Origin of the sequence: Methylobacterium sp. C1 (assembly GCF_001854385.1) — a bacterium.
GTDB classification, from domain to species: Bacteria; Pseudomonadota; Alphaproteobacteria; order Rhizobiales; family Beijerinckiaceae; genus Methylobacterium; species Methylobacterium radiotolerans.
On the sequence record NZ_CP017640.1, the window covers coordinates 504436 to 524791 of the forward strand.

General features: G+C 66.3%; 17 protein-coding genes and 1 pseudogene. 10 read left to right on the forward strand and 8 right to left on the reverse strand.

From position 1 onward, the window contains the following. Nucleotides 1-2: 2 nt before the first annotated feature. Complete coding sequence (locus BKE41_RS02235; protein WP_041372476.1) at nt 3-776, reverse strand: ABC transporter substrate-binding protein; 774 nt, start codon at nt 774-776, stop codon at nt 3-5. A gap of 140 nt (nt 777-916) precedes the next feature. Between BKE41_RS02235 and BKE41_RS02240 the strand changes: the two genes are divergently transcribed. Next, complete coding sequence (locus BKE41_RS02240) at nt 917-1534, forward strand: XRE family transcriptional regulator (protein ID WP_012317382.1); 618 nt, start codon at nt 917-919, stop codon at nt 1532-1534. 15 nt (nt 1535-1549) lie between these two features. On the opposite strand, the gene BKE41_RS02245 is transcribed toward BKE41_RS02240, so the two are convergent. The 3 genes from BKE41_RS02245 to BKE41_RS02255 are packed head-to-tail and all read right to left on the reverse strand — an operon-like array spanning nt 1550 to nt 4117. Continuing rightward, nucleotides 1550-2863, reverse strand: a complete 1314-nt coding sequence (locus tag BKE41_RS02245; RefSeq protein ID WP_012317383.1) for a TadE/TadG family type IV pilus assembly protein — start codon at nt 2861-2863, stop codon at nt 1550-1552. 16 nt (nt 2864-2879) lie between these two features. Further along, a complete protein-coding gene (locus tag BKE41_RS02250) occupies nt 2880-3494 on the reverse strand; it encodes a TadE/TadG family type IV pilus assembly protein (protein WP_012317384.1) in 615 nt (204 codons plus the stop codon). Beyond that, on the reverse strand, nt 3494-4117 hold the full coding sequence (locus BKE41_RS02255; RefSeq protein ID WP_070998433.1) for a TadE/TadG family type IV pilus assembly protein: 624 nt from the start codon (nt 4115-4117) through the stop codon (nt 3494-3496). The genes BKE41_RS02250 and BKE41_RS02255 overlap by 1 nt, the downstream gene beginning before the upstream one ends. Before the next feature lie 423 nt (nt 4118-4540). Here BKE41_RS02255 and BKE41_RS02260 point away from each other — a divergent pair, with 423 nt between their 5' ends. Together BKE41_RS02260 and BKE41_RS02265 are read left to right on the forward strand one after the other, a co-directional pair. Continuing rightward, entirely contained in the window at nt 4541-5092 is a 552-nt protein-coding gene (locus BKE41_RS02260; RefSeq protein ID WP_043073074.1) for a protein phosphatase CheZ, read from the forward strand. A 23-nt stretch (nt 5093-5115) separates the two neighbouring features. Beyond that, nucleotides 5116-6192 (forward strand): HD domain-containing phosphohydrolase, encoded by a 1077-nt coding sequence (locus BKE41_RS02265; protein ID WP_029360087.1) that lies wholly within the window; start codon nt 5116-5118, stop codon nt 6190-6192. A gap of 134 nt (nt 6193-6326) precedes the next feature. Here BKE41_RS02265 and BKE41_RS02270 read toward each other — a convergent pair whose 3' ends face one another. Further along, nucleotides 6327-7670 (reverse strand): dicarboxylate/amino acid:cation symporter, encoded by a 1344-nt coding sequence (locus tag BKE41_RS02270; protein ID WP_012317388.1) that lies wholly within the window; start codon nt 7668-7670, stop codon nt 6327-6329. Between the two features lie 295 nt (nt 7671-7965). Between BKE41_RS02270 and BKE41_RS02275 the strand changes: the two genes are divergently transcribed. The 3 genes from BKE41_RS02275 to BKE41_RS02285 all read left to right on the forward strand — a co-directional run bounded on the left by BKE41_RS02275 (nt 7966) and on the right by BKE41_RS02285 (nt 11562). Further along, nucleotides 7966-9828, forward strand: coding sequence for an ATP-binding protein (locus BKE41_RS02275; RefSeq protein WP_070998435.1), 1863 nt, complete (start codon nt 7966-7968; stop codon nt 9826-9828). Then, on the forward strand, nt 9825-11180 hold the full coding sequence (locus tag BKE41_RS02280) for a sigma-54 dependent transcriptional regulator (RefSeq protein ID WP_012317390.1): 1356 nt from the start codon (nt 9825-9827) through the stop codon (nt 11178-11180). The genes BKE41_RS02275 and BKE41_RS02280 overlap by 4 nt, the downstream gene beginning before the upstream one ends. A gap of 145 nt (nt 11181-11325) precedes the next feature. Then, nucleotides 11326-11562, forward strand: a complete 237-nt coding sequence (locus BKE41_RS02285) for a hypothetical protein (RefSeq protein WP_012317391.1) — start codon at nt 11326-11328, stop codon at nt 11560-11562. A 390-nt stretch (nt 11563-11952) separates the two neighbouring features. Here BKE41_RS02285 and BKE41_RS02290 read toward each other — a convergent pair whose 3' ends face one another. After that, nucleotides 11953-12930, reverse strand: a complete 978-nt coding sequence (locus BKE41_RS02290) for a sensor histidine kinase (protein WP_053620294.1) — start codon at nt 12928-12930, stop codon at nt 11953-11955. A 727-nt stretch (nt 12931-13657) separates the two neighbouring features. Here BKE41_RS02290 and BKE41_RS02295 point away from each other — a divergent pair. Then, complete coding sequence (locus BKE41_RS02295; protein ID WP_059407898.1) at nt 13658-14908, forward strand: HlyD family efflux transporter periplasmic adaptor subunit; 1251 nt, start codon at nt 13658-13660, stop codon at nt 14906-14908. Then, a complete protein-coding gene (locus tag BKE41_RS02300; RefSeq protein ID WP_024831176.1) occupies nt 14890-16890 on the forward strand; it encodes a glycosyltransferase in 2001 nt (666 codons plus the stop codon). The genes BKE41_RS02295 and BKE41_RS02300 overlap by 19 nt, the downstream gene beginning before the upstream one ends. Before the next feature lie 443 nt (nt 16891-17333). Here BKE41_RS02300 and BKE41_RS30990 read toward each other — a convergent pair whose 3' ends face one another. Next, the gene (locus tag BKE41_RS30990; protein WP_159392704.1) at nt 17334-17681 is read right to left on the reverse strand and encodes a hypothetical protein; all 348 of its coding nucleotides are present in this window, start codon (nt 17679-17681) and stop codon (nt 17334-17336) included. Nucleotides 17682-18332: 651 nt separating this feature from the next. Here BKE41_RS30990 and BKE41_RS32550 point away from each other — a divergent pair. Together BKE41_RS32550 and BKE41_RS32555 are read left to right on the forward strand one after the other, a co-directional pair. Beyond that, on the forward strand, nt 18333-18731 hold the full coding sequence (locus BKE41_RS32550; RefSeq protein ID WP_159392705.1) for a hypothetical protein: 399 nt from the start codon (nt 18333-18335) through the stop codon (nt 18729-18731). Continuing rightward, nucleotides 18728-19069, forward strand: a complete 342-nt coding sequence (locus BKE41_RS32555) for a hypothetical protein (RefSeq protein WP_158682002.1) — start codon at nt 18728-18730, stop codon at nt 19067-19069. The genes BKE41_RS32550 and BKE41_RS32555 overlap by 4 nt, the downstream gene beginning before the upstream one ends. Here BKE41_RS32555 and BKE41_RS29955 read toward each other — a convergent pair. Continuing rightward, nucleotides 19062-19936, reverse strand: a pseudogene (locus tag BKE41_RS29955) (IS5 family transposase). The gene BKE41_RS32555 and the pseudogene BKE41_RS29955 overlap by 8 nt on opposite strands. Between the last annotated feature and the right edge of the window lie 420 nt (nt 19937-20356).

A 20356-nucleotide genomic window follows, 5' to 3' on the forward strand; every position in this document is an offset into this window, starting at 1 on the left:
AGTCAGGACCGGTCGGCCGACGGCGGCAGGCCCCACTTGGTGAGGATCGCCTGGAGCGTCCCATCGGCTTTCAGCTTGGCGAGCGCCGCGTCGATCTTGGCCAAGAGTTCGGTGTCGGTCTTTCGGACGCTGAGGCCCACCGAGGCGACCACGGTCGGCTTGAAGGTCTCGACCAGGCGGACGCCGGGGAACAGCCCCTGCTTCACGTAGTAGGCCAGGATCGGCGCGTCGGCGAAGCCGGCCTTCAGCCGCCCGGAATTCACGTCGCGGATGATGTCGGGGATCGCGTCGTAGATCTTCACCTCGTTGAAGAGCCCCGACTTCTTCAGCGGCTCGACGAAGGCGGTGCCGACCTGGGCGCCGACGGTCTCACCCTTCAGGTCGGCGAAGGACGTGTAATCCTTCGTGTCGGTCTTCGGCACGATCAGCCCCTCGCCGTAGCTGTAGACGGGCGCCGAGAACGACACGACCTCCTTGCGCTGCGGCGTGATGAACATCGCCGCCGCGATGATGTCGATCTTCGAGGCAGTGAGGGCCGGGATCAGCGTGGAGAATTGCAGCGGCTCCACCGCGACCGTGAAGCCGGCTTCCTTGCTGACCGCGTTGACCAGGTCGACCATCACGCCCTGAATGGTGTTCGTCTTGGTGTCGAGGAAGGTGAAGGGCAGACCCGTGGGCGTCGAACCCACCTTCAGGGGCTGCGCGCCGACGGCGGCCCCGAGGATGCCGAGGAGCAGCGCCGACGACAGACACAGCTTCGCCAACCGTCTTCTCATGGTGCCGCTCCCGTGCATTGCCCGGGTCACGCGGCGGAAGCCGGCGCCCGCTTTCATTCTCGTGAAGAATACCGCATGTTTTCGGTATCGACGCAAGCGACTTTCACGTGCATGAAGAAGCCCAGGAGAGGCAGGCTGGCGTGACCGTGAGCATCCCCCGCAGCGAGGCAACGGGTCCGGAACCGGTCGACCGGGCCGTGGGTCAGCGCCTGCGTGGCCTGCGGCGCGCGCGCGGTCTCTCGCTCGAAGCTGTGGCGTCCAGCACGGGCCTGTCGATCGGCTTCATCAGCCAGGTCGAGCGGGGTCTGTCGTCGCCGTCCCTTCGGGTCCTGGCGCTGCTCGCCGACACGCTGCAGATCGGGATCGGCGGCCTCTTCGAGCCCGGGCCCGACGCGCCTGACCCCGACCCGATCGTGGTCTTCCGGAAGGACCGGCCGGAACTTCAGCTCTGGCGGGCCGGCATCACCAAGCAGCTCCTGACCCCGCCCGGCGGCACGCAGGGGATGAGCCTGTTCCACATGGTGCTGAAGGCCGGGGCGAGCACCGGCGACGAGCTGTTCAGTCACGACGGGGAGGAGGCCGGCCTCGTCCTCGCTGGGCGGCTCACCCTGATCGTCGAGTCGCGCACGCTTCAGCTCGCGGAGGGCGACAGCTTCCGCTTCGAGAGCCGGCGGCCGCACCGCTTCAGCAATCCCGACCCGCGCAGCCAGACCATCGTCCTGTGGGTCAACGTCCTCGGATCGCCACCTCCGAGCTGAGCCCGACGCAGCGTGTCAGTTGCTCAGCCGCACGCTCGCGAGCGTGGTGCTGAAAAGCTTCAGCATGGCGGCGGTGATGTCGCCGTTCGTGGTGACCGGGAAATACATACCGTCGGATGCGCAGGCCTGCAGGGACGGCCCGATCTGCGACTCGTAAGGCCTCACGTACCGGTTATAGAAATCGTTGTCGTAGATCGGCAGGTACTGCGTGTAGATGATGCCGATCTTGACGTTCTTGTTCTTAAGGGCCGAACAGGTCGACGGGCTGAGGGGCCCGATGAAGCGGTTGCTCTGTATCTGGAAACCCGCGCTCTGGTTGGTGACGCTCCCACCGGTATCCTCGACACCGTCGGTGACCAGGAAGAGAAAGCGGATCGGCTTATCCGGTGTCAGACCGTCGCCGCTGGCTGGGATCGTCGTGTTCATTCTCGCAATCGCGCGCTCGAAATCGGTCTGATTGTCCGACTGATTGTAGTATGCGTACGCGATGTCGATGTTCGGGGCCGCGTTCTTGATGTTGTTCAACGTCGGCGTCATCGCCTGCAATTTCGTTTGTGTCACCGAATCGTTGAAGGTCCACATCTCCATCTGAAACTGCTGCGGCAGCAGCATGCTGACGTTCGCCTGATCGACGAGCGCGGAGACAGCCTCCCGCAGGACCTGGATGCGCAGCTTGATGTTGTTCCTCAAAGCGATGTGATAATTGTCGTTCTGATCATCGCCGGTAATGTTGCCCTTCTTGTCGAACGTGTGCTGGTGGCACGCGAATGCGCAACCGTTGGTCGCGATCTTCATGTTTTGGACGTCGGCATCGGTCGCCGCGAGACCCATCGACGGCGAGTTGTCGAGCAAGAGGTAATAGTTGATATATTGTGACGTATTGCGGGTCGCCGAAGACGTGCCGCTGACAGGCATGGCCGGGATCTGCATCATCGACGCCAAGCTGGTCTTGACCGTCGCCGTGTAGCTCGCAGTCAGGCTCAGCGTCTTCGAGGTGTTGACCGGCGCTCCGGGCGTGAAGGAGGTGACTGTCACACCCGGGACCTTGGCGGCCTCCGTACGGAACTGGGTCTCCATGTTCTGCAAGGTTGTCGTCGGGATCGTGTTGGTCTTCTGCGACATCACCGCGAGCACGGCGCCGTCGAGCGCGGCGTCAAGTTGGGTCTTGGCGGCGTTGCGGCGCCCGTAATCGACCGCCGCGGCCGTGGCGAACATGACCGGCAGCGTCACGAGCGCGAACGTGACCGCGACTTGACCGGAGCGCGCCCGAAAAAACGCCGTCGCGACCATCTCGAGAGCACGGTTCAACCGGATACGGAATACCGACACGGACCTTCCTCGAACCTTAGTTGTAGACCGGACAGGCGGCGCCGCCCGGCATGACGATTTCGCTGGGCGTTCGCTCCGACCACGGGACCTGCCGCGTGAACGTCAAGCCGCGGCCCCCGAAGATCCAACGGTACAGGGCGCTCCCGATGATCGGGGTGTAGGGCATCGTGACTTCCGCCAAAATGTAGCGGGCACCGTCGAACTGATAGGCGGCCGGGGTCGCGGGGAGCCCGTTGCTCCCGTTGGCCTGATTGGCCGGGCGCTTCGTCGCGTTCTGCGGCCAGCTCGAACAGACGAAGCCCTTGAGCGTCCCGTTGATCGACTCCACGCCCATCGCGTTGACGACGATCTGCAAACCGGATGCGTCCAGCGGGCGCAGGATCGCGGTCGCCGCACCGGCGATCTTCGTCATCCCGTCCTGCGTCGCCAGGGCATTGTCCATGCGACCGGACAGATCGCCGAGCGTGCGCGCGAAAAGGGTCAGTTTCCGGGTCGCGTCGACGACGCGCGTCAGCTCGGCGGTGCCGAAGTACAGGATGATCAGCAGGGGCAGGACGAGCGCGAACTCGACGGCGGCGATCCCGCGCTCGTCGCGGCGAAAGCGGCTGAGGCGGACCGGCAGACCGTCCATCAAGAGCACCCCGACGGTGCGGTGTACGGTTCCACCTTGAACACCGTCGCGGCCTGTAGCACTCGCCGCTTGTTCGGCAGATTGGGCACACCGGCACCGAGCAGAGGGAAGAAGACCGGGATATCCACGGCGGCCTGCACGACCACGATGGCCGAGTTTCCGGCGCACGCGTAGCCGGCGAAGTTCGGATTCCAGTCGCTCGCCCCGCTGGCGTTGGCCGCGACGGGCGAGACCGGATTGGCGGAGTCGTAGTCGGCCACCTTGGTCACGCTGACCCGGACGTTGGCGCAGGTGAAGATCGTCACCCGGGGGGTGCCATTCGGTTGCGTGCAGATCGCCGTGCGGAAGCGGCTCATCAGCGTCGCGGTGTCGGTTGTGCCCGCATTCGTCGTCTGGAACGCGCCCGTGTAGATCTGCCGGCTGGCGTCGGACACCGCCTGCTGCAGGATCTCCTGCTCCCAGAAAACGATCCCGTTCTCGAGGCAGGCCCCGACCAGTGCGAAGAACGGCAAAGCCACCAGAGCGAACTCGACGGCCGTCGCACCATCGCGGGCCTGCGCGTACCGCGAGGCAAGCTCCCGGATGACGAGCGAGCGCCACGCCGCTCGGATTGCCGTGCTCACATCCCAGCTCGAAGTTGGAACCACCGAGCTCGATGAAGCATCAAAAGCTTACTTTTCTCCGCGCATCACTGCTCAAAGTCGACTCTTCCTCACCACAATCCTGCGCGGCAGATGACGGTATAGTCTCTTATCGTCAACCAACAGTTGAAAACATCGCGTTCCCGGTCACGCAGCAGGGCTTCGCTGGAATAGCGCCGTTCGGCGCCGAAGTAACGGACACGTGAGCACCTGTTCTCCGACTTCACGAGACAATGTGCGCGAGCGACGCGATTTGAGCGGCGCCCAGTTCGGAAATAGGCCGTTTTAAAGTCGTGATCTCCCTGGCAGATAGGTAACCAAATCGAGATAAATCGCATTAAGCGCAGCTTAAGAGATCGCCGATATTTTCGCGAGCCACTATAAACCGCCTGGCGATCCCCGATCATGGCCCGTGCTCTGCCGGACGTTGTCTCCATCGAAGAGGGGGTCGGGCTCCTGCGAACCCAGCTCCTGTCGATCTCCGACGCGATCGCGCGGACCCGTCAGGAGATCGCCGAACTTCGGCAGGAACAGGAGACGAGCCGGGCCCGCGACGAACTCCACGCCGTCGTGCAGGGCACGGAAGACGCCACCAACGCGATCCTGACGGCCTCGGAGAAGGTGGACACGCTCGCGCGCGGAATCGTGCGGCGATCGGGCGAGGACGCCAACAGGGCCGACGCCGCGGCGATCCAGATCGAGATGCAGACCATCTTCGAGGCCTGTAATTTTCAGGACCTCACCGGCCAGCGCATCTCGAAGGTCGTGCGCACCATCGTGCTCGTCGAGGAGCGGATCGGCGAGATGCTACGGGCCTGGTCCGGGCCCGGCGAGGCGTCGGTGCCGACGAGCCCGCCACCCGACAGGCGCAGCGGTGAGGCGGCCCTGCTCAATGGTCCCGTCCTGCCCGGCGACGCCTCGGTCTCGCAGGACACGGTCGACGCGATGTTCCCGTAAGGCACGGTCCGGAAGGCGTGCCGATGGGCCGGATACTTCTCATCACGGACGATCCCGCGCGCAGCCAGGGATTGGCGCAGGATCTCTCCGACGGCCTGTCCTGCGAGGTCCACGACCTGCGCGCCGCGGAGGCGCCTCTCGGCAGCGCGACCGCGATCGTCACCGACGTCCTCGACCTCGGATCGGCCTCCGTCGAGCGTCTGCGCCGCCGTCTGGCCGAGGTCCGGCACGGCGTCCCACTCATCATCCTGCTCCAAACGGACAGCCCGCGGACCCGGCTCCTGGGCGTCGCCCTCGGCGCGACGCACACGCTCTGCGCGCCCTTCGACACGGATCGCCTGCGGGAGACGCTGGGTGCGTCGCGCGCACCCGCGCGCGTCGCGGCCTTCTCGGATGAGCCTGTGCCCGCCTGCGCCTTACGGACGGCCGCGGCGGCGCGCGGCTTCTACGCCTCGGTCTTCGTGCCGGATCAGCCGATCACGCCGGAGGTCATCGACAACGGGACCCAGGCCATCGACCTCGCGATCCGGGAGACCGGGATCCGCGACTGGGTCCGGGCGGTGCGGCAGTTCGACGATGCCACGCACCAGCACTGCCTGCTCGTCGCCGGGCTGGCGGCGGCCTTCGCGGCGAGCCTCGGCCTCGGCGAGCAGGAGCGCCATCGCCTGACGAAGGCGGCCCTGCTGCACGACGTCGGCAAGATCCATATCCCGGCCGCGATCCTCAACAAGCCGGGGCGGCTCGACGACGCCGAACTGGCCGTCATGCGGCTCCATCCGGAGAAGGGCTATAGCATGCTGGTCGATCAGGGCTTCGAGCAGCAGATGCTGCACGTGGTCCGGTCGCACCACGAGATGCTCGACGGATCGGGCTATCCGGACCGCCTCAAGGGCGACGAGATCCCCGACCTGGTCCGTCTGGTCACCGTCTGCGACATCCACGCGGCCCTGATCGAGCAGAGGCCCTACAAGCCGCCGATGGCCAGCGAGGCGGCCTACGCGATCCTGGAGGGCATGGCGGGACGGCTCGACCCGGCGATCGTCGGCGCCTTCCGGCCGGTCGTCGCCGCCTTCGCGCCCCACACCCTCAACGCTGCCTGACGGCGTCCCGCCGCAGCTGCGTCGCGCACCGACGTACGGGCGCCGCGCCGCGGATCCCTCCGGGGCGCGGCGCGATCTGTGTTCCGCACGATGTGCGCGGGCCTCGCCGAAGCGCGGCCCGCGCCGCCGACTTGTCACTCGGCCGGCTGGAGAGCCGGCGCGGGCGCGAGCGGCGCCAGGGTCTGACCGGACAGGGCCGCGGCGAGCTTGGCCTCGTCGACCTCGTTCTCCCAGCGCGCCACGACGATGCAGGCCACCGCGTTGCCGATGAAGTTCGTCAGCGCGCGGCACTCCGACATGAAGCGGTCGACGCCGAGGATCAGCGCCATGCCGACCACCGGCACGGAGGGCACCACGGCGAGCGTCGCCGCGAGGGTGATGAAGCCCGAGCCGGTCACGCCCGCGGCGCCCTTGGACGACAGCATGGCGACGAGCAGCAGCAGCGCCTGCTCGCCGAGGCTCAGCGGCGTGTCGGTCGCCTGGGCGATGAACAGCGCAGCCATGGTCATGTAGATGTTGGTGCCGTCGAGGTTGAACGAGTAGCCCGTGGGCACCACGAGGCCGACGACCGGCTTCGAGCAGCCAGCCCGCTCCATCTTCTCCAGCAGGGAGGGCAGCGCCGACTCGGACGACGACGTGCCGAGCACGAGGAGCAGCTCCTCCTTGATGTAGCGGATGAGCTTGATGATCGAGAAGCCGTTGTAGCGGGCGACCGCGCCGAGCACGACCAGAACGAAGATCGCCGAGGTCAGGTAGAAGGCGCCGACGAGGTAGGCGAGGTTGGCGAGCGAGCTGATCCCGTACTTGCCGATCGTGAACGCCATCGCGCCGAAGGCACCGATTGGGGCGACCTTCATGATGATGTTGACGACGCCGAAGATCGCCTCGGACAGGACCTTGATGATGTCGAGCACCGGCTTGCCGCGGTCGCCCAGGAAGGCGAGGCCGAAACCGAACAGCACCGAGAAGAACAGCACCTGCAGGATCTCACCGCCCGCGAAGGCGCCGACCGCCGTCGTGGGAATGATGTTCATCAGGAAGTCGACGATGCTCTGCTCCTTCGCCTTGCCGGCGTAGGTGGCGACCGCCTTCGGATCCAGGGACTTCGGGTCGATGTGCAGGCCGTTGCCCGGCTGGAGCACGTTGGCGACGACGAGGCCGACGATCAGCGCCAGCGTCGAGAACGTCAGGAAGTAGATCAGGGCCTTGCCGCCGACCCGGCCGACCTTCTCGAGATTGGTCATGCCGGCGATGCCGGAGACGACGGTCAGGAAGATCACCGGGGCGATGATCATCTTGACCAGCTTGATGAAGGCGTCGCCCAGCGGCTTCAACTCGGCGCCGAGCTGCGGGTAGAAATGTCCGAGCAGGATGCCGATCGCGACGGCGACCAGGACCTGAAAGTAGAGCGTCCGGTACAGCGGCTTCGGTCTGGCGGGCGGATGCGGGGCGGTGAGTGGTGATGGCACGGCAGCCATGGGGCGTTCTCCCTGTCGCGAGCTTCGGATGGGGCGGCTTGCGTCGGCGTGAGCCGACGGTGTCCGCGCTTGCTGTTGGCCTTTCGGCGCGCAGCCGTTCACTGGCGACATGGCTGCGTTACGTGACGGGAATGGCAACCGGCATGCCACTCGGACGCCGGCCGCTACTTTTCTTTAACCAGCTGATTAAGATGAGCTTTTTCTTGAAGGCGGCGGTGGGCGAGGCGCGCCAGAATGCGGATTCTCGCACGCGGCCAGCCGGAACGGTCCGGATTCCCGGACAGGCCGGCCGCCGTTGAGCGCGCTGACGCTGTCCGGCCAGGGCAAGCCCTCGCGCCGGGGCCTCGCCGTCTTGGTCGGGCTCTGCGCGATCCTCGTGGCGGCGTGGCTCGCCGGCCGGGCCGCAGAGCGCTGGGCCCTGTCGGACCTGCGGCGCGGCGCCCGCTCGGCGATCGGCCTGCAGGTCGGCGTGCTGCTCGCGGAGATGCAGAAGCAAGCGTCCCTGCCGCTAGCGCTCGCCGCCGACCCCGAGGTCGCCGCCGCGGTCGGCCCCGATCCCGGACGCGACCTCCTGGATCGTGTCGATCGGCGGCTCGCCCAGGTCGCGGCCGCCACCGGATCAGCGGTCATCTACGTCATCCGCGCCGACGGTCTCTCGGTCGCGGCGAGCAACGCGGGGGAGGATCGCAGCTTCGTCGGCCGGGACTACGGTTTCCGCCCCTATTTCAAGCAGGCTCTGGCCGGCGGGGCCGGATCCCAGTTCGCCCTGGGAACAGTCAGCGGTCGGCCGGGCCTGTACCTCGCGCGCCGGATCGGGGCCGGGACCGGCGTGGTGGTGGTGAAGGTCGAGTTCGACGCGGTCGAGGCGGCTTGGCGCGCCGCCCGCGAGGTCACCTTCGTGACCGATGCCCGGGGCATCGTCCTCGTCACCAGCGAGCCGAACTGGCGCTTCGACACCCTCCACGCCGTCGACGCGGCCGAACGCGCACGGATCGAGGCGGGACAGGAATTCGGCGCCGCGCGCCTCGAGCGGCTGCCGATCCATCCGGTCGCGGGCGAACCGGACGTGGTGCGGGTCGGACGCGGGTCGGTCCCGGCCTGGACCGCCATCCAGTCGCAGGCGCCCGTGCCCGGCACGGACTGGCAACTGCGGACACTGACGCCGGTCGGGACCGCCGTCGAGCGGGAGCGCCTGCAGGCCTGGATCATCGCGGCCCTGGTCACGGCGCTCGCCGGGTACGGACTCTTCACCCTGGCCGATCGGGGGCGCCGGACACGGGCCCGGCTCGCCGAGGCCGCGGCGCGCCGGGCGGAGCTGGAATCCAGCGTCGAGGCGCGCACGCGGGCGCTGCGTGAGACCAACGCCCAGTTGCGCGCCGAGATCGCTGAGCGGCAGCGCGCCGAGGCCGAGCGCGAGCGCCTCGGCCGCGAACTGGCGCAGGCCGGCCGGCTCGCCGCCTTGGGCCAATTCGCGGCCAGCATGGCCCACGAGATCAACCAGCCGCTGGCGGCGATCCGCTCCTACGCGGACAACGCCGCGATCCTCATTCGCCGCGGTCGGGGCGAGGACGCGGCCGAGAACGCCGCCGCCATCGGGCGGCTCACCGACCGGATCGCCGGCCTCACGCGGCAGCTCAAGGGCTTCGCCCGGCGCGCCTCGCCGCGGCGGGAGCCGGTGCTGCTGCGCGAGGTGGTGGCGAACGCGCTGGAACTCGTGGCGGCGCGCGCCGCCGCGCTCCAGGTCTTGCTGGAGGCGGACCGGCCCGCCCCGGAGCTACGCGTCCTCGGAGACGGTCCGCGGCTGGAGCAGGTGCTGGTCAACCTCTTGCAGAATGCCATCGACGCTGTGGCGGGGCGCGCGGAGGCCCGCGTCTGCCTGCGCCTCGTCGAGAGCGGCGAGCGGGTCGCGATCGAGGTGGCCGATACCGGGCCCGGGATCCCCGCGGAGGTGTGCGGCCAGGTTTTCGACGCGTTCTTCACGACCAAGGCGGACGGCCTCGGCCTGGGCCTCGCCATATCCCGCGGGATCGTGGAGGATTGCGGCGGGAACCTGATCCTGGCCGGCGGCGACGGCGCCGGGACGGTCTTCCGGATGGAGTTGATCCGGGCGGGGGACGCGGTCCCGAGCGTGGGCAAGCCCGTGGGAGCGACACCGTGAACGGATCGGCAGACGCGCAGGCGGAGACCGAGCGCGTCGTGTTCGTCGATGACGAGGCGGACGTGCGCCGGGCCAATGGCCAGAGCCTGGAACTCGAAGGTTTCACCGTCGAGACCTTCGCGGCCGCCGAGCCGGCGCTCGCGGCGATCCTGGCCGCGCCGCCCGGCGTGGTCGTCACCGACGTGCGGCTGCCGGGGCTCGACGGCGTCGCCCTCCTGGCGCGACTGCGCCGGGTCGATCCCGACCTGCCGGTCATCCTCATCACCGGCCACGGCGACATCCGCATGGCGGTGGCCGCCATGCAGGAGGGTGCGTACGACTTCCTGGCCAAGCCCTATCCCGCCGAAGCGCTCGTCGGGTCCGTTCGCCGGGCGCTCGAGCGGCGCCGGCTCGTCATGGAGAACCGGGCGCTGCGGGCCCGGCTCGACGCGGCCACCGGGGAGGATCCGGCTTTCCTCGGGACGTCCCCGGAGATCGTGGGGCTGCGCGCCCTGGTGCGCGAGGTCGCGCGGGCCGATGTCGACGTGCTGGTCTTCGGCGAGACCGGGTCCGGCAAGGAGGTTGTGGCGGGCGCCCTGCACCGGTGGAGCCGTCGCGCCGAGCGGAACCTCGTGGCGATGAACTGCGGGGCACTGCCCGACAGCGTCGTCGAGAGCGAGCTGTTCGGGCACGAGGCCGGGGCCTTCACCGGGGCCCTCAAGCGCCGCGTCGGCCGCATCGAGCACGCGCAGGGCGGTACGCTCTTCCTCGACGAGATCGAGAGCATGCCGCTGCCGCTGCAGGTCAAGCTCCTTCGGGTGCTCCAGGAGCGAACCGTGGAACCGCTCGGCACCAACGAGGTGCGGCCGGTCGACATGCGGGTGGTGGCCGCCACGAAGGTCGATCTCGGGCAGGCGGCCGCGCAGGGCACCTTCCGCGACGACCTCTACCACCGGCTCAACGTCATCACGATCACGATCCCGCCCCTGCGCGATCGCGGGGACGACGTGCTGCTGCTCTTCCAGCATTTCCTGCGCCGCGCCGCCGAGAAGTTCGGGCGCCCGGTGCCGCCGGTCACGGCGGCAATCCGCGATCACCTGCGCCGACACGCTTGGCCGGGCAACGTCCGCGAGCTCGGCCATTTTGCCGAGCGCTGCGCGCTGGGGCTCGCCGCGACGGCGCAGCCCGCCGCCGAGCTGGCGGCCGGCAGCCTCGCCGATCAGGTCGATCGCTTCGAGCGCCAACTGATCCGCGACGAGCTGATCATGGCCGGCGGCGATGTCCGCGCCGCCGCCGAGGCTCTCGGCCTGCCGCGCAAGACCCTCTACGACAAGATGGCCCGGCACGGCCTGACGCCGGGCGACTACCGCTAGGACGGCCGGGTTCGGCATGTCCTGAGACCGCGACGGCCCCGGCTCCAGCGCGGGATCGCCGCGACGGCGACATGCCGAAAAGGGGTACGTGGACCGGTGCGGAAACTGCTTAGCGTGGCTGACGGATCCCCCCGCCGAGCCGCCCATGCCCCGCTTCTTCATCGATCTGCACGACGGAACCGAACTGGTCCGCGACAAGGACGGCTACGACCTGCCCAGTCTCGAAGCCGCCCGTTCGCAGGCTGTGAAGATCATGACGCGCATCGCCCAGGGGCTCTCCGACCGGCCCGGGCGTCAGGATTACATCGCGGCGGTCCGCGACGACGCGGGCGTGGTGCGGATGCGCTTCCGGGTGTCGCTCGATGCCGGCCCCGTCGGCTGAGGCTCAGGGGTGCGGAACTGCCGAAAAGTTCGTGCCTCTGGTTGAGTCGGCGCCCGGAAAGGCCGCCGTGTGTGGAACCAGGCGGGCTGGATTCGATGGTAGCGAGGGAGGGACTCGAATCCCCGACATAGAGATTGCGGTGCTTCGCTTCTGCGCTGCGATTCGAGCACTGAGCTGTCAACTTGGCGGCCGAAGGCACCAGTCGTACCCCAGCACGAAAGCTTCGCGCCGTCCGCGACGAGGAGAGTCCTGCTGTTCCGGTTTCGGGTGTCAGATCTGAGAAGCGGATGCCGGGCGGTGGGCCAAAATTCGCCATGAAACGGCGGCCGAGGGCATACGTACCGCCGGCCGGACGACGTCGCCGGCGCGGCACCTTGCGTGGTTCACGCGTCAGGTTTGCGGGATAACCATCGCGAAGCGCAGGCCCTTCCCGTCGATGGCGCGCTCGAAGCGACCGCCCAGGCTTCGCTCGATGGTCTGCTTGAGTAGCCGCGACCCGAACCCGGTTCCATCGGCCTTAGGCACCTCCGAAGGCGCTGACCGCTCTCGCCACGTCACGTGCATCCCATCGGCGGCCATCTGTCCCTGAACCTTGAGGGTCCCGCCGCCCGAAAGGGCCCCGTACTTGGCCGAATTGGTGGCGAGCTCGTGAAAGATCATCGCGTAGTCGTTGACCTTGCCTTGGGTGGCAACCACGGCGTCATCGATGTCGATCTCGATATTGTTGCCGTGCCTATAAGGCGCCAAGATGCGCTCGGCGAGGATGCCCATCGAGACGTTCCCGCTCTCGCCTTGCTGAGCGCGTGTTGCCAGGACGGTCGCCTCGTGCAGCACGCCGAACCGCCGCGACAGGTCCTCCGCGAAAAGCGCCGCCGACGTTGCGTCTCGGGCGACGATGGAAGTCAGTGCCCGGGCTACGGTGAACATGTTCGAGACCCGGTGCGCGAGTTCAGCGGTTAGAAGCCGTTCGGCCTCCTCGGCCCGCTTGCGGTCCGTGATGTCGAGGAAAATGGCTTGAACCCATTCCCCGACCCGACCGGCGTCCCCGCCGACACCTCGCGCCGAGATCCAGCGCGCGTCCGCACCCTCGCCAATACGGAAGTCGAAGCTGTAAGGATGCGGGTCCCGCTCACTGGCCGCCCATTCCTTCACCATCGCACTGCGATCGGCGGCGTTGACGCGCGCGAACAGCACGTCGATGTCGACGACGGCTCCGGAGACGCCCCAGAACTCGCGACACAGGCTGTCGAGCTGGGCTACCCGTTGGGTCGGCGACCACGCCCAGAGGCCGACGCCGCCCCGGTGAATCGCGCCGGTGAAATTCGCCAACGTCCACTCGTCACCGGTCAATTCGAGCCCCCCGTTCATGTCGTTCTCGCGTGCCTGCCTATCGGGGTGACCCGCCCGTTGCGATGCCGGCATATAACCCGCGGATGACGTGCCGGCTCCGGCATAGCTCGATCACGCTGTCATCCTCCGCGAGGATGCGCGAACAGGGCCTCGGGCGGGAGACCTGTCCGGCATCGCGAGCCTTCAGTGACGAACGAGATGGCGATGATTGTCCGATCGGGTTCCGATTCGGCCGCACGCCTTGCAGAAGACATCATCGCCGAGATCGAAAGACCGTACGCGCTCAACGAGTGCGCCGCTTCCATTGGCTGCAGCCTTAATTTGAGCGGATGCGAGGATCGGTCGAGCCCTGAAGAGCTGATGCAGTGCGCCGACGTCGCTCTCTCCGAGGCGAAACGCCGTCGCCGAGGACGCGCAGCGGGCCGCGGCGCAGCGTCAGGAGGCACCCGCCACCACGGCAGCCGTAACACGTTCGCGCAGGTCCAGAAACAGGGGCGAAGGCATGAGCAAGCTCCTTCACCTACCGACGCGCTACCCGCAAACTCGTCCCAATCAGCGCGGGGCCGGCTCCGGAGCTTCAAATTAATAGTCCATGAACTATAGCAATCTCGGAGATTCGGAGCGCGATTCAAAGCTCGCCGGATGTATCTCGAGGCGGAACTGGCGCCTAATTCGCGTAGTTGTGCTCGATACGGACAGAAGCGATACCGGATCTGAAAACAATCATACAAAACTGAGGCGCCGAATGCCCTGGAACAGTCGCTGGATGCGCGTGCTGGTCGGCGTGCTCCTCCTGAGTGCTGCCATCCTAGCAGTCCTTCCAAGCTTCACAGGCTACACCAGCCTAGACGGCACCGTGAACGCGCGCTTCGCCGTCGTGTCGGCGCCCATCGAGGGCGTGGTCTCCGATACGCCGCCTAAGGTCGGGACGGCGCTGCCCGAGGATACCTCGGTGTTCTTCATCAACAATGGCCGCATCGCGCGAACCGCCGAGGCGCAATTAGATGCTGACTTGGCTGCATCCAAGGAAAAGTTGCGGGCACTCGAGCTGCAAGCGAAGGATCTATCTGCACTCAAAACTGATCTGATCGGTCGCCTCAGAGAGTACCAGCAGGCGAGCATAGTGAGCATTCAGCAAGAGATCATCATCCGTCAGCAGCGCATCGCGACGGCGCAGGCCAACAAGACCTCCGCCGAGGCGGACCTTGCGCGCAAGCAGACGCTCGGCGCGACCGGCGTGGTGGCAGGGAGTTCGGTCGAACAAGCCCGCGCCGCCTCAGTCGGCGCCGGCAGTGAGCAGAACATCGCCAAGGCCGAGCTGGAGCGGCTCCAGCGCCAGTTGGATGCGCTCAAGCGCGGCACCTTCGTCGGCGAGGGCCGCAATGACGTACCCTACTCGCAGCAGCGTATCGACGAGGTCACGATCCAGCTCGCCAACGTCGAGGCGCAGATCCGGATCGAGAAAGCTCGCACCCAGCAGTTGAGCCTCCAGCTTTCTTTGGAGCGCTCCCGGAACGACCGGCTCTCCTTCGTCGCGGTGCAGGTTCCGTTCAAGGGTGTCATCTGGCGCAACAACGTCGTGGCTGGCTCAAACGTGCTGGTCGGCAACGAGTTGATGCGCCTGCTCGACTGTCGCGACCTGTTCGTGGACATCCTCGTGGACGAGGTGAACTACGATGAGATCAAGCCGGGCGACAGCGCCGATGTACGGCTGCTCGGAACGTCCCAGGTGATCCCTGGTCGTGTTTTGTCGGTGCGCGGGTCGGCAGCCGCCGTCGAAGAGGTGGTGCTGGCAGCGATCCCGCCGCAAAGCCGGGGCAAGAATGCCCGCATCCGGGTCGCGCTCGACCCGAGCGATATGCAGACCGATTACGCCAATTTCTGCCAGGTGGGTCGCACGGTTCAAGTTCGGTTCGCGCGTGCCGGGTCGTCCCTTCAAACCGCCCTCGATCCGGTCATGAATTGGGTGAAGGGCCTGTGGTTCAGCATCTCGTGAGCCTCGGGCCGACGCTTTTCGTAGCGGCCTTCTTCTTTATCTTCGCCCTGAACTGGCCGCGGGATCGCACGTGGACGCGCGCGGTGACTTGCGCCTTCGTGCTGCTCGTCGCCGTGCGCTATCTCTGGTGGCGCTTCTTCCACACCGTCTTGCCCTACCCAGCGGATCGAAGCTTCGGCTTCTTCTGGACGTGGTTCGTGTTCTGCGTCGAAATGGGTGCCTTCGCCGACATCCTGCTCTTCCTGGTGGCGATGAGCCGCTACGTCGATCGGCACGCCGAGGCCGACCGCCTGGAGCAATCGTTCTTCGCCACCCGCCCTGACAGCCTGCCCACCGTCGACGTGTTCATTCCGACCTACAACGAGCCTCTGGATGTTCTGGAACGGACCATCGTCGGGGCTCTCGCGCTCGACTATCCGCGAGACAAGCTGAAAATATATGTCCTCGACGACAAGCGCCGCGACTGGTTGCGCGCCTATTGTGAGTCGAAGGGCGCGATCCACGTCACGCGCCCGGACAACAGCCACGCCAAAGCGGGGAACATGAACAACGGCCTGAAGGTCTCGTCGGGTGCCTTCGTCGCGATCTTCGATGCCGACTTCGTGCCGTACCGCAATTTCCTGCGCCGCACGCTGCCCTTCTTCCGGGACCCGACCATCGGCATCGTTCAGACGCCGCAGCACTTCTTCAACAAGGACCCGGTACAGTCGAACCTCAATCTCGAGAAGGTCTGGCCCGACGAGCAGCGGCTGTTCTTCGACGAGATGGCCACCTCCCGCGATGCCTGGGACGTGAGCTTCTGCTGCGGGTCCTGCTCCATCGCTCGGCGGGCCGCCATCGACGCGATCGGCGGCTTCCCGCACGACTCGATCACCGAGGATCTGCTCACCACGCTCGCGATGCTCAACAAAGGCTACAAGACCCGGTACCTCAACGAGCGGCTGTCGATGGGCTTGGCGGCCGAGAACCTGAAGGGCTACTTCGTGCAGCGCGGGCGCTGGTGCCGGGGCGGCATCCAGACGATCTACCTCCATAACGGCCCGCTGCGCGGTCCTGGCCTCAACCTGTTCCAGCGGGTGATGTTCATACCCCTGTCCTGGTTGGTTCAGTACACCGTCCGCTTCGTGATCCTGATCGTGCCCGCCGTCTACCTGTGGACGGGATCGGCGCCGCTCTACTTCACCGGCACCGAGGACATCGTGCGCTACCAGCTTCCTGTGCTGGTCGGCTATTTCCTGCTGATGGGCTGGCTCACGCCGACGCGGTACCTGCCCCTGATCTCTTCGGCGGTCGGCACCTTCGCGACTTTCCGCATGTTGCCCGTCGTGCTCTCCAGCCTGATCAAGCCCTTCGGCGTGCCCTTCAAGGTGACGCCGAAGGGCTCGGGCAATGAGGAGTCCGAGTTCGACGCCTACACGTTCCTCTGGATCGCCTCCTTGATCGCGATCACGTCGCTCGGTCTTATCGTCAACATCGTACCCGAATGGTCGCGGATCGGTGAGGGCGAGTTCTCGGTGGTGTCAGCCTACTGGGCGGTAATCAATATCGTGGTTCTGATGATCGCTGCGCTGATCTGCTTTGAGAAGCCACGTCCCCTCGTAGAGTCCTTCTCCACGAACGAGCGCGCACGCGTGCTCGGTGTGAGTGAGACGTACCGCGAGGCGCGCATCGTCAGTCTCTCGCTGGACGGGGGAATCGCTGAGTTCGCCACGCCCCCGGGCCTGCGCACCGGTGATTACATGTGGGTCGAGATGGACGCCTTCCCGCACCTGCGCTGCACAGTCGAGAAGGTCGCGGCTCCGAAGGCGGGCAAGCCGGTCAGCGTGAAATTCAGGTTCAAGCTGGAGGGCGAATGCCGCGACCGCATGATCGTCAAGCTCTACACAGGCCGCTACAGCCAGGACATCCACGACCTCGACAAGTCGGCTATCGCAGGCGGGGTATGGTCGCGGATGTTCGGCAAAAGCCCGGAGATCATTTAGCGCGCCTCCGCGCCGAGCCGTGCGGAGGCTTTGACGAAGTCGATCTTACCGAGGGTGGCAGCATCCGAGCTTTCACCCGGTCGCTGGCCGATTGACGCGGGTGTAGCGCGGCTCGTCAGGTCGCTCGGCCGTGCTTTCGTGGAGACGGTCCGGCCGTCGGAGTTGCACGTCATCCTGTATGCTTTCCACAGCAAGCCGTAGGTGCCGAAGGCGACCATAAACCTCAGGAGCCTCGACCCAGACGTGGGACTGCCTTCGACGAACGAAGTGACCCTGTCTGAGTTGGCCGCGAGCTGGCAGCGCATTCTCAAACAGCAAGTCTGTCGTGCAGCGGACAGGCGGGAAATAGTAATTTACAAATTTGCTCCACGGCAATGCAATGAAAATTACAGTTATAACTGTATTATAGAAAGTTATTTGTCGTCCGCATAATATATATAATTTCAATTGGAAAATTTTCGAGCATGATTGAGACAAAATTCTTGGACCTCACTGGTCGATTTGAGCTGCCCATCTTGAGAGAGCTGCATTGCCCTCTCACCGGCATTCCACGAGGCGCGGCCGATTTCGGCCCGGTCAGTGGATGAACAAGCCCCCATCTTCACATCGGCGCCGATGCGCTCCTCCGTCGATTTCAAAAGATCGCTGCCACGGCCTGTCGCGGACTTGAAATTGCCCAGACATGTGTTCGCTATATGTAATTGGACGTTGCAGGCAGCTATCGCTCCATCTGCTGCGCCCGTGAGCGCGCCGAGCACTAAGATCCCGCCGATCACGTATGCTGATGCCACAGAGGTTCTCCTCTCCTGCACGCCAAGGAGGCGCTTGGGTTTGGAGATCTCATAGTGGACCACAGATATCTAGAGAATGAATTTTGCGACGCAGCGGCTTGGGTGCAGGATTTACGGCGCGGAGCGTTAGCAGACGTTTAATTGTAGAATCTTCGACATGAAATGTCTATATACTGGCATTCATTGCCGCATTAACCGTTTCATGATGCCGCCGCTTTCGAGAAGAGCATTGATGCGTTCCTTTAACACGATGGGATCACACGTGGTCGCGGGCGACCGTCCGCAGAGGGCGGGTGCGAGCGCATCAGCGCGCGACTTGCTGCGGGATCTGGTGCGAGACCTTGATCAGAAAATCCGCGCGACTCCGGGCTCATCTTGGCCACGTGGTCGCGGATCGCCCCCGCTGAGGATGTTTCGGAGGCGCCGGTGTCACCCTCACCCCCCTTCGTGACCGCGAGGCCGACGAGATGGCGCGGCCCGGGCTGATCGCCCTCCATCGTCGCGAGGGCCGACCTTGATGAGCGACGATCAGCCAGGTCGTAGTCGAGCTGGTTGGCCGCATCGACTTTCGTCAGCGGCAGGATAGGGACAGCTCGGGCATGAGGCCTCCGACGGAGACGCGGTGGCGCACCGTGGCCGAGGTCAGGGCTGGTGGGTGGCGCGGTCGTTGAATCGGAGCCCGCGACCGTCTCGATTTCAGTGAGCGCGGGACCGTGGAGCGTCTCGGACGTTCTGCACAAGGTCGACCGGTCGAACAGCCCGCCCTCGCGCGGGGCGGGCCTCTGTTCGAACTGGCCTGCCACCGCGTACGCGCCGAGCGGGATCTTGTCGCGCTCGGCGCGTACGCGGGAAGCGCTCCGGGAACAGCAATTCGCCGTCGAGCGTGCGCGGATCGGCAAAGCTCGGCGTCCGGCAGCCGCGGTCCGGCTCGAACTCCATTGGCAGCATCAGGTGAACGTAGCCCGGGCCGAGCCGCAGGATCTCGCCCGTTACGTCGCGCTCGTGCAGGCGCTGCATGATTACCACGATCGCGGAGCGCCGGGTCGTTGAGGCGCGTCGTCACCGATTCGCGGAAGATCCGCAGCGTCCGCTCGCGCTCGGTCTCGACCATCTCGGTGAAGCGGGGATCGTCGATGATGACCCGGTCGCCGCGGCTCGCGGTCAGCGTGGCGAATGGCATGCCCTCGCGCGAGCCGGTCGCCGTATTGGCGAACGCGATCGCGCCCGAGCGGGACAGCGCGCGGTGCGGCCAGAGCGCCCGGTACCGCGCGCTCGACATCAGGTCGTGCATGCGCCGCCCGTCGCGCAGCCCGGCGAACCCGCGCAGGCCTGGATCAGCGCACGATCGAGATGGCGCGCCACTAGGGCGTCTCTGCAAAGTCATCTGAGCCAGAGCATCGTCATGCCGAGCGTGACGATAGCGAGGTAGTTTGCGGCTCGCTTCTCGTAGCGGGTGGCGATGCGGCGATACTGCTTGAGCCGGCCGATCAACCGCTCGACCTTGTTGCTCTGGCGGTAGGCGGGTTTGTCGAAATCGAGCTGGCGGGGCTGATCCTTGCGGGTGGGGATCACCGGCTCGACCCGGCGTTGTCAGAGGCGACAACGGGCCGGCGGACTGGAGTAGCCCCGGTCGCCTGCCGTCCGGCGGGGACGTAGGCGCGGGCGGCCTCGCCCTGGACGTGGCACCGCGCCCTTGTCCATGAGCGCATTCAACGCAAACTGCTCGTGGCGCTCGCCCGCCGTCAGCACCGCCGTGATCGGCTTACCCCCGCCCTCGGCACGCAGATGCAGCTTGGTCGAGAAGCCACCCTGGCTGCGCCCGCGCGCTTCGCCCACGCCCTCGACGGTCGCCTCACCCCCCGACGGCGCCGGACCGGCGTGCCCCGGCGGCGTGCTGGTGGGCGCGCACCACCGTGGCGTCCACGAAGTGCAGGTCCCAGTCGAGGTCGCCGCGCGCATCCGCCTGCGCCTGCAACCGCCGCAGCACCCGGTCGAACACGCCGGCCTTGCGCCACCGGTAGAACCGGCTCGACACCGTTCCCACAGCACGATAGCGCGCCGGGAGATCCTCCCAGGATGCGCCCATGCGCTTCGATCCAGAGCATGCCGTTGAGGACTTGCCGGTGATCCTCCGCAGGCCGGCCCGTGCGCGGCTTCTGCGGAGGCAGCAGCGGGGCGATCTGCTCCCACTGCGCGTCAGTCAGTTCGAGAGCCTGACCGTCACTGAAAAGGCCATGCCGCTCCGCGGCACGCATTCGGCCGGTCCCGTGAAACCGATCGACGTTCCGAAGAGCAAGGTGCTCATCGGCGGCACGCAGATCGGACTTGGCCTGCAGACGGCAGCGATAGCCTGCGTGATGTCGGAGCGCGGTCGTAGCAGCATTGGCGTCGCAAACAGGATCGACACCGTCTGGTCGATGGCCCGTCACGCGGCGGCCACTCTTCCGGAATTCGCAAGAAAACCCGACGAAGTTCGGCTCGTGCAGGACTATCTGCGCACGGAGGTCAGTGCAGACTTCGAACTGATTGCGACGCTTGAGCACGGGGTCGGAGTCCATCACGCCGGCCTGTCGGACGAGATCAGGACGCTGATGGAATGGCTTGCCGAGGCCGGTCACCTTAGGGTCTGTGTGCAACCTCGACCATCGCGCAAGGCATCAATTTCCCCGTTTCGT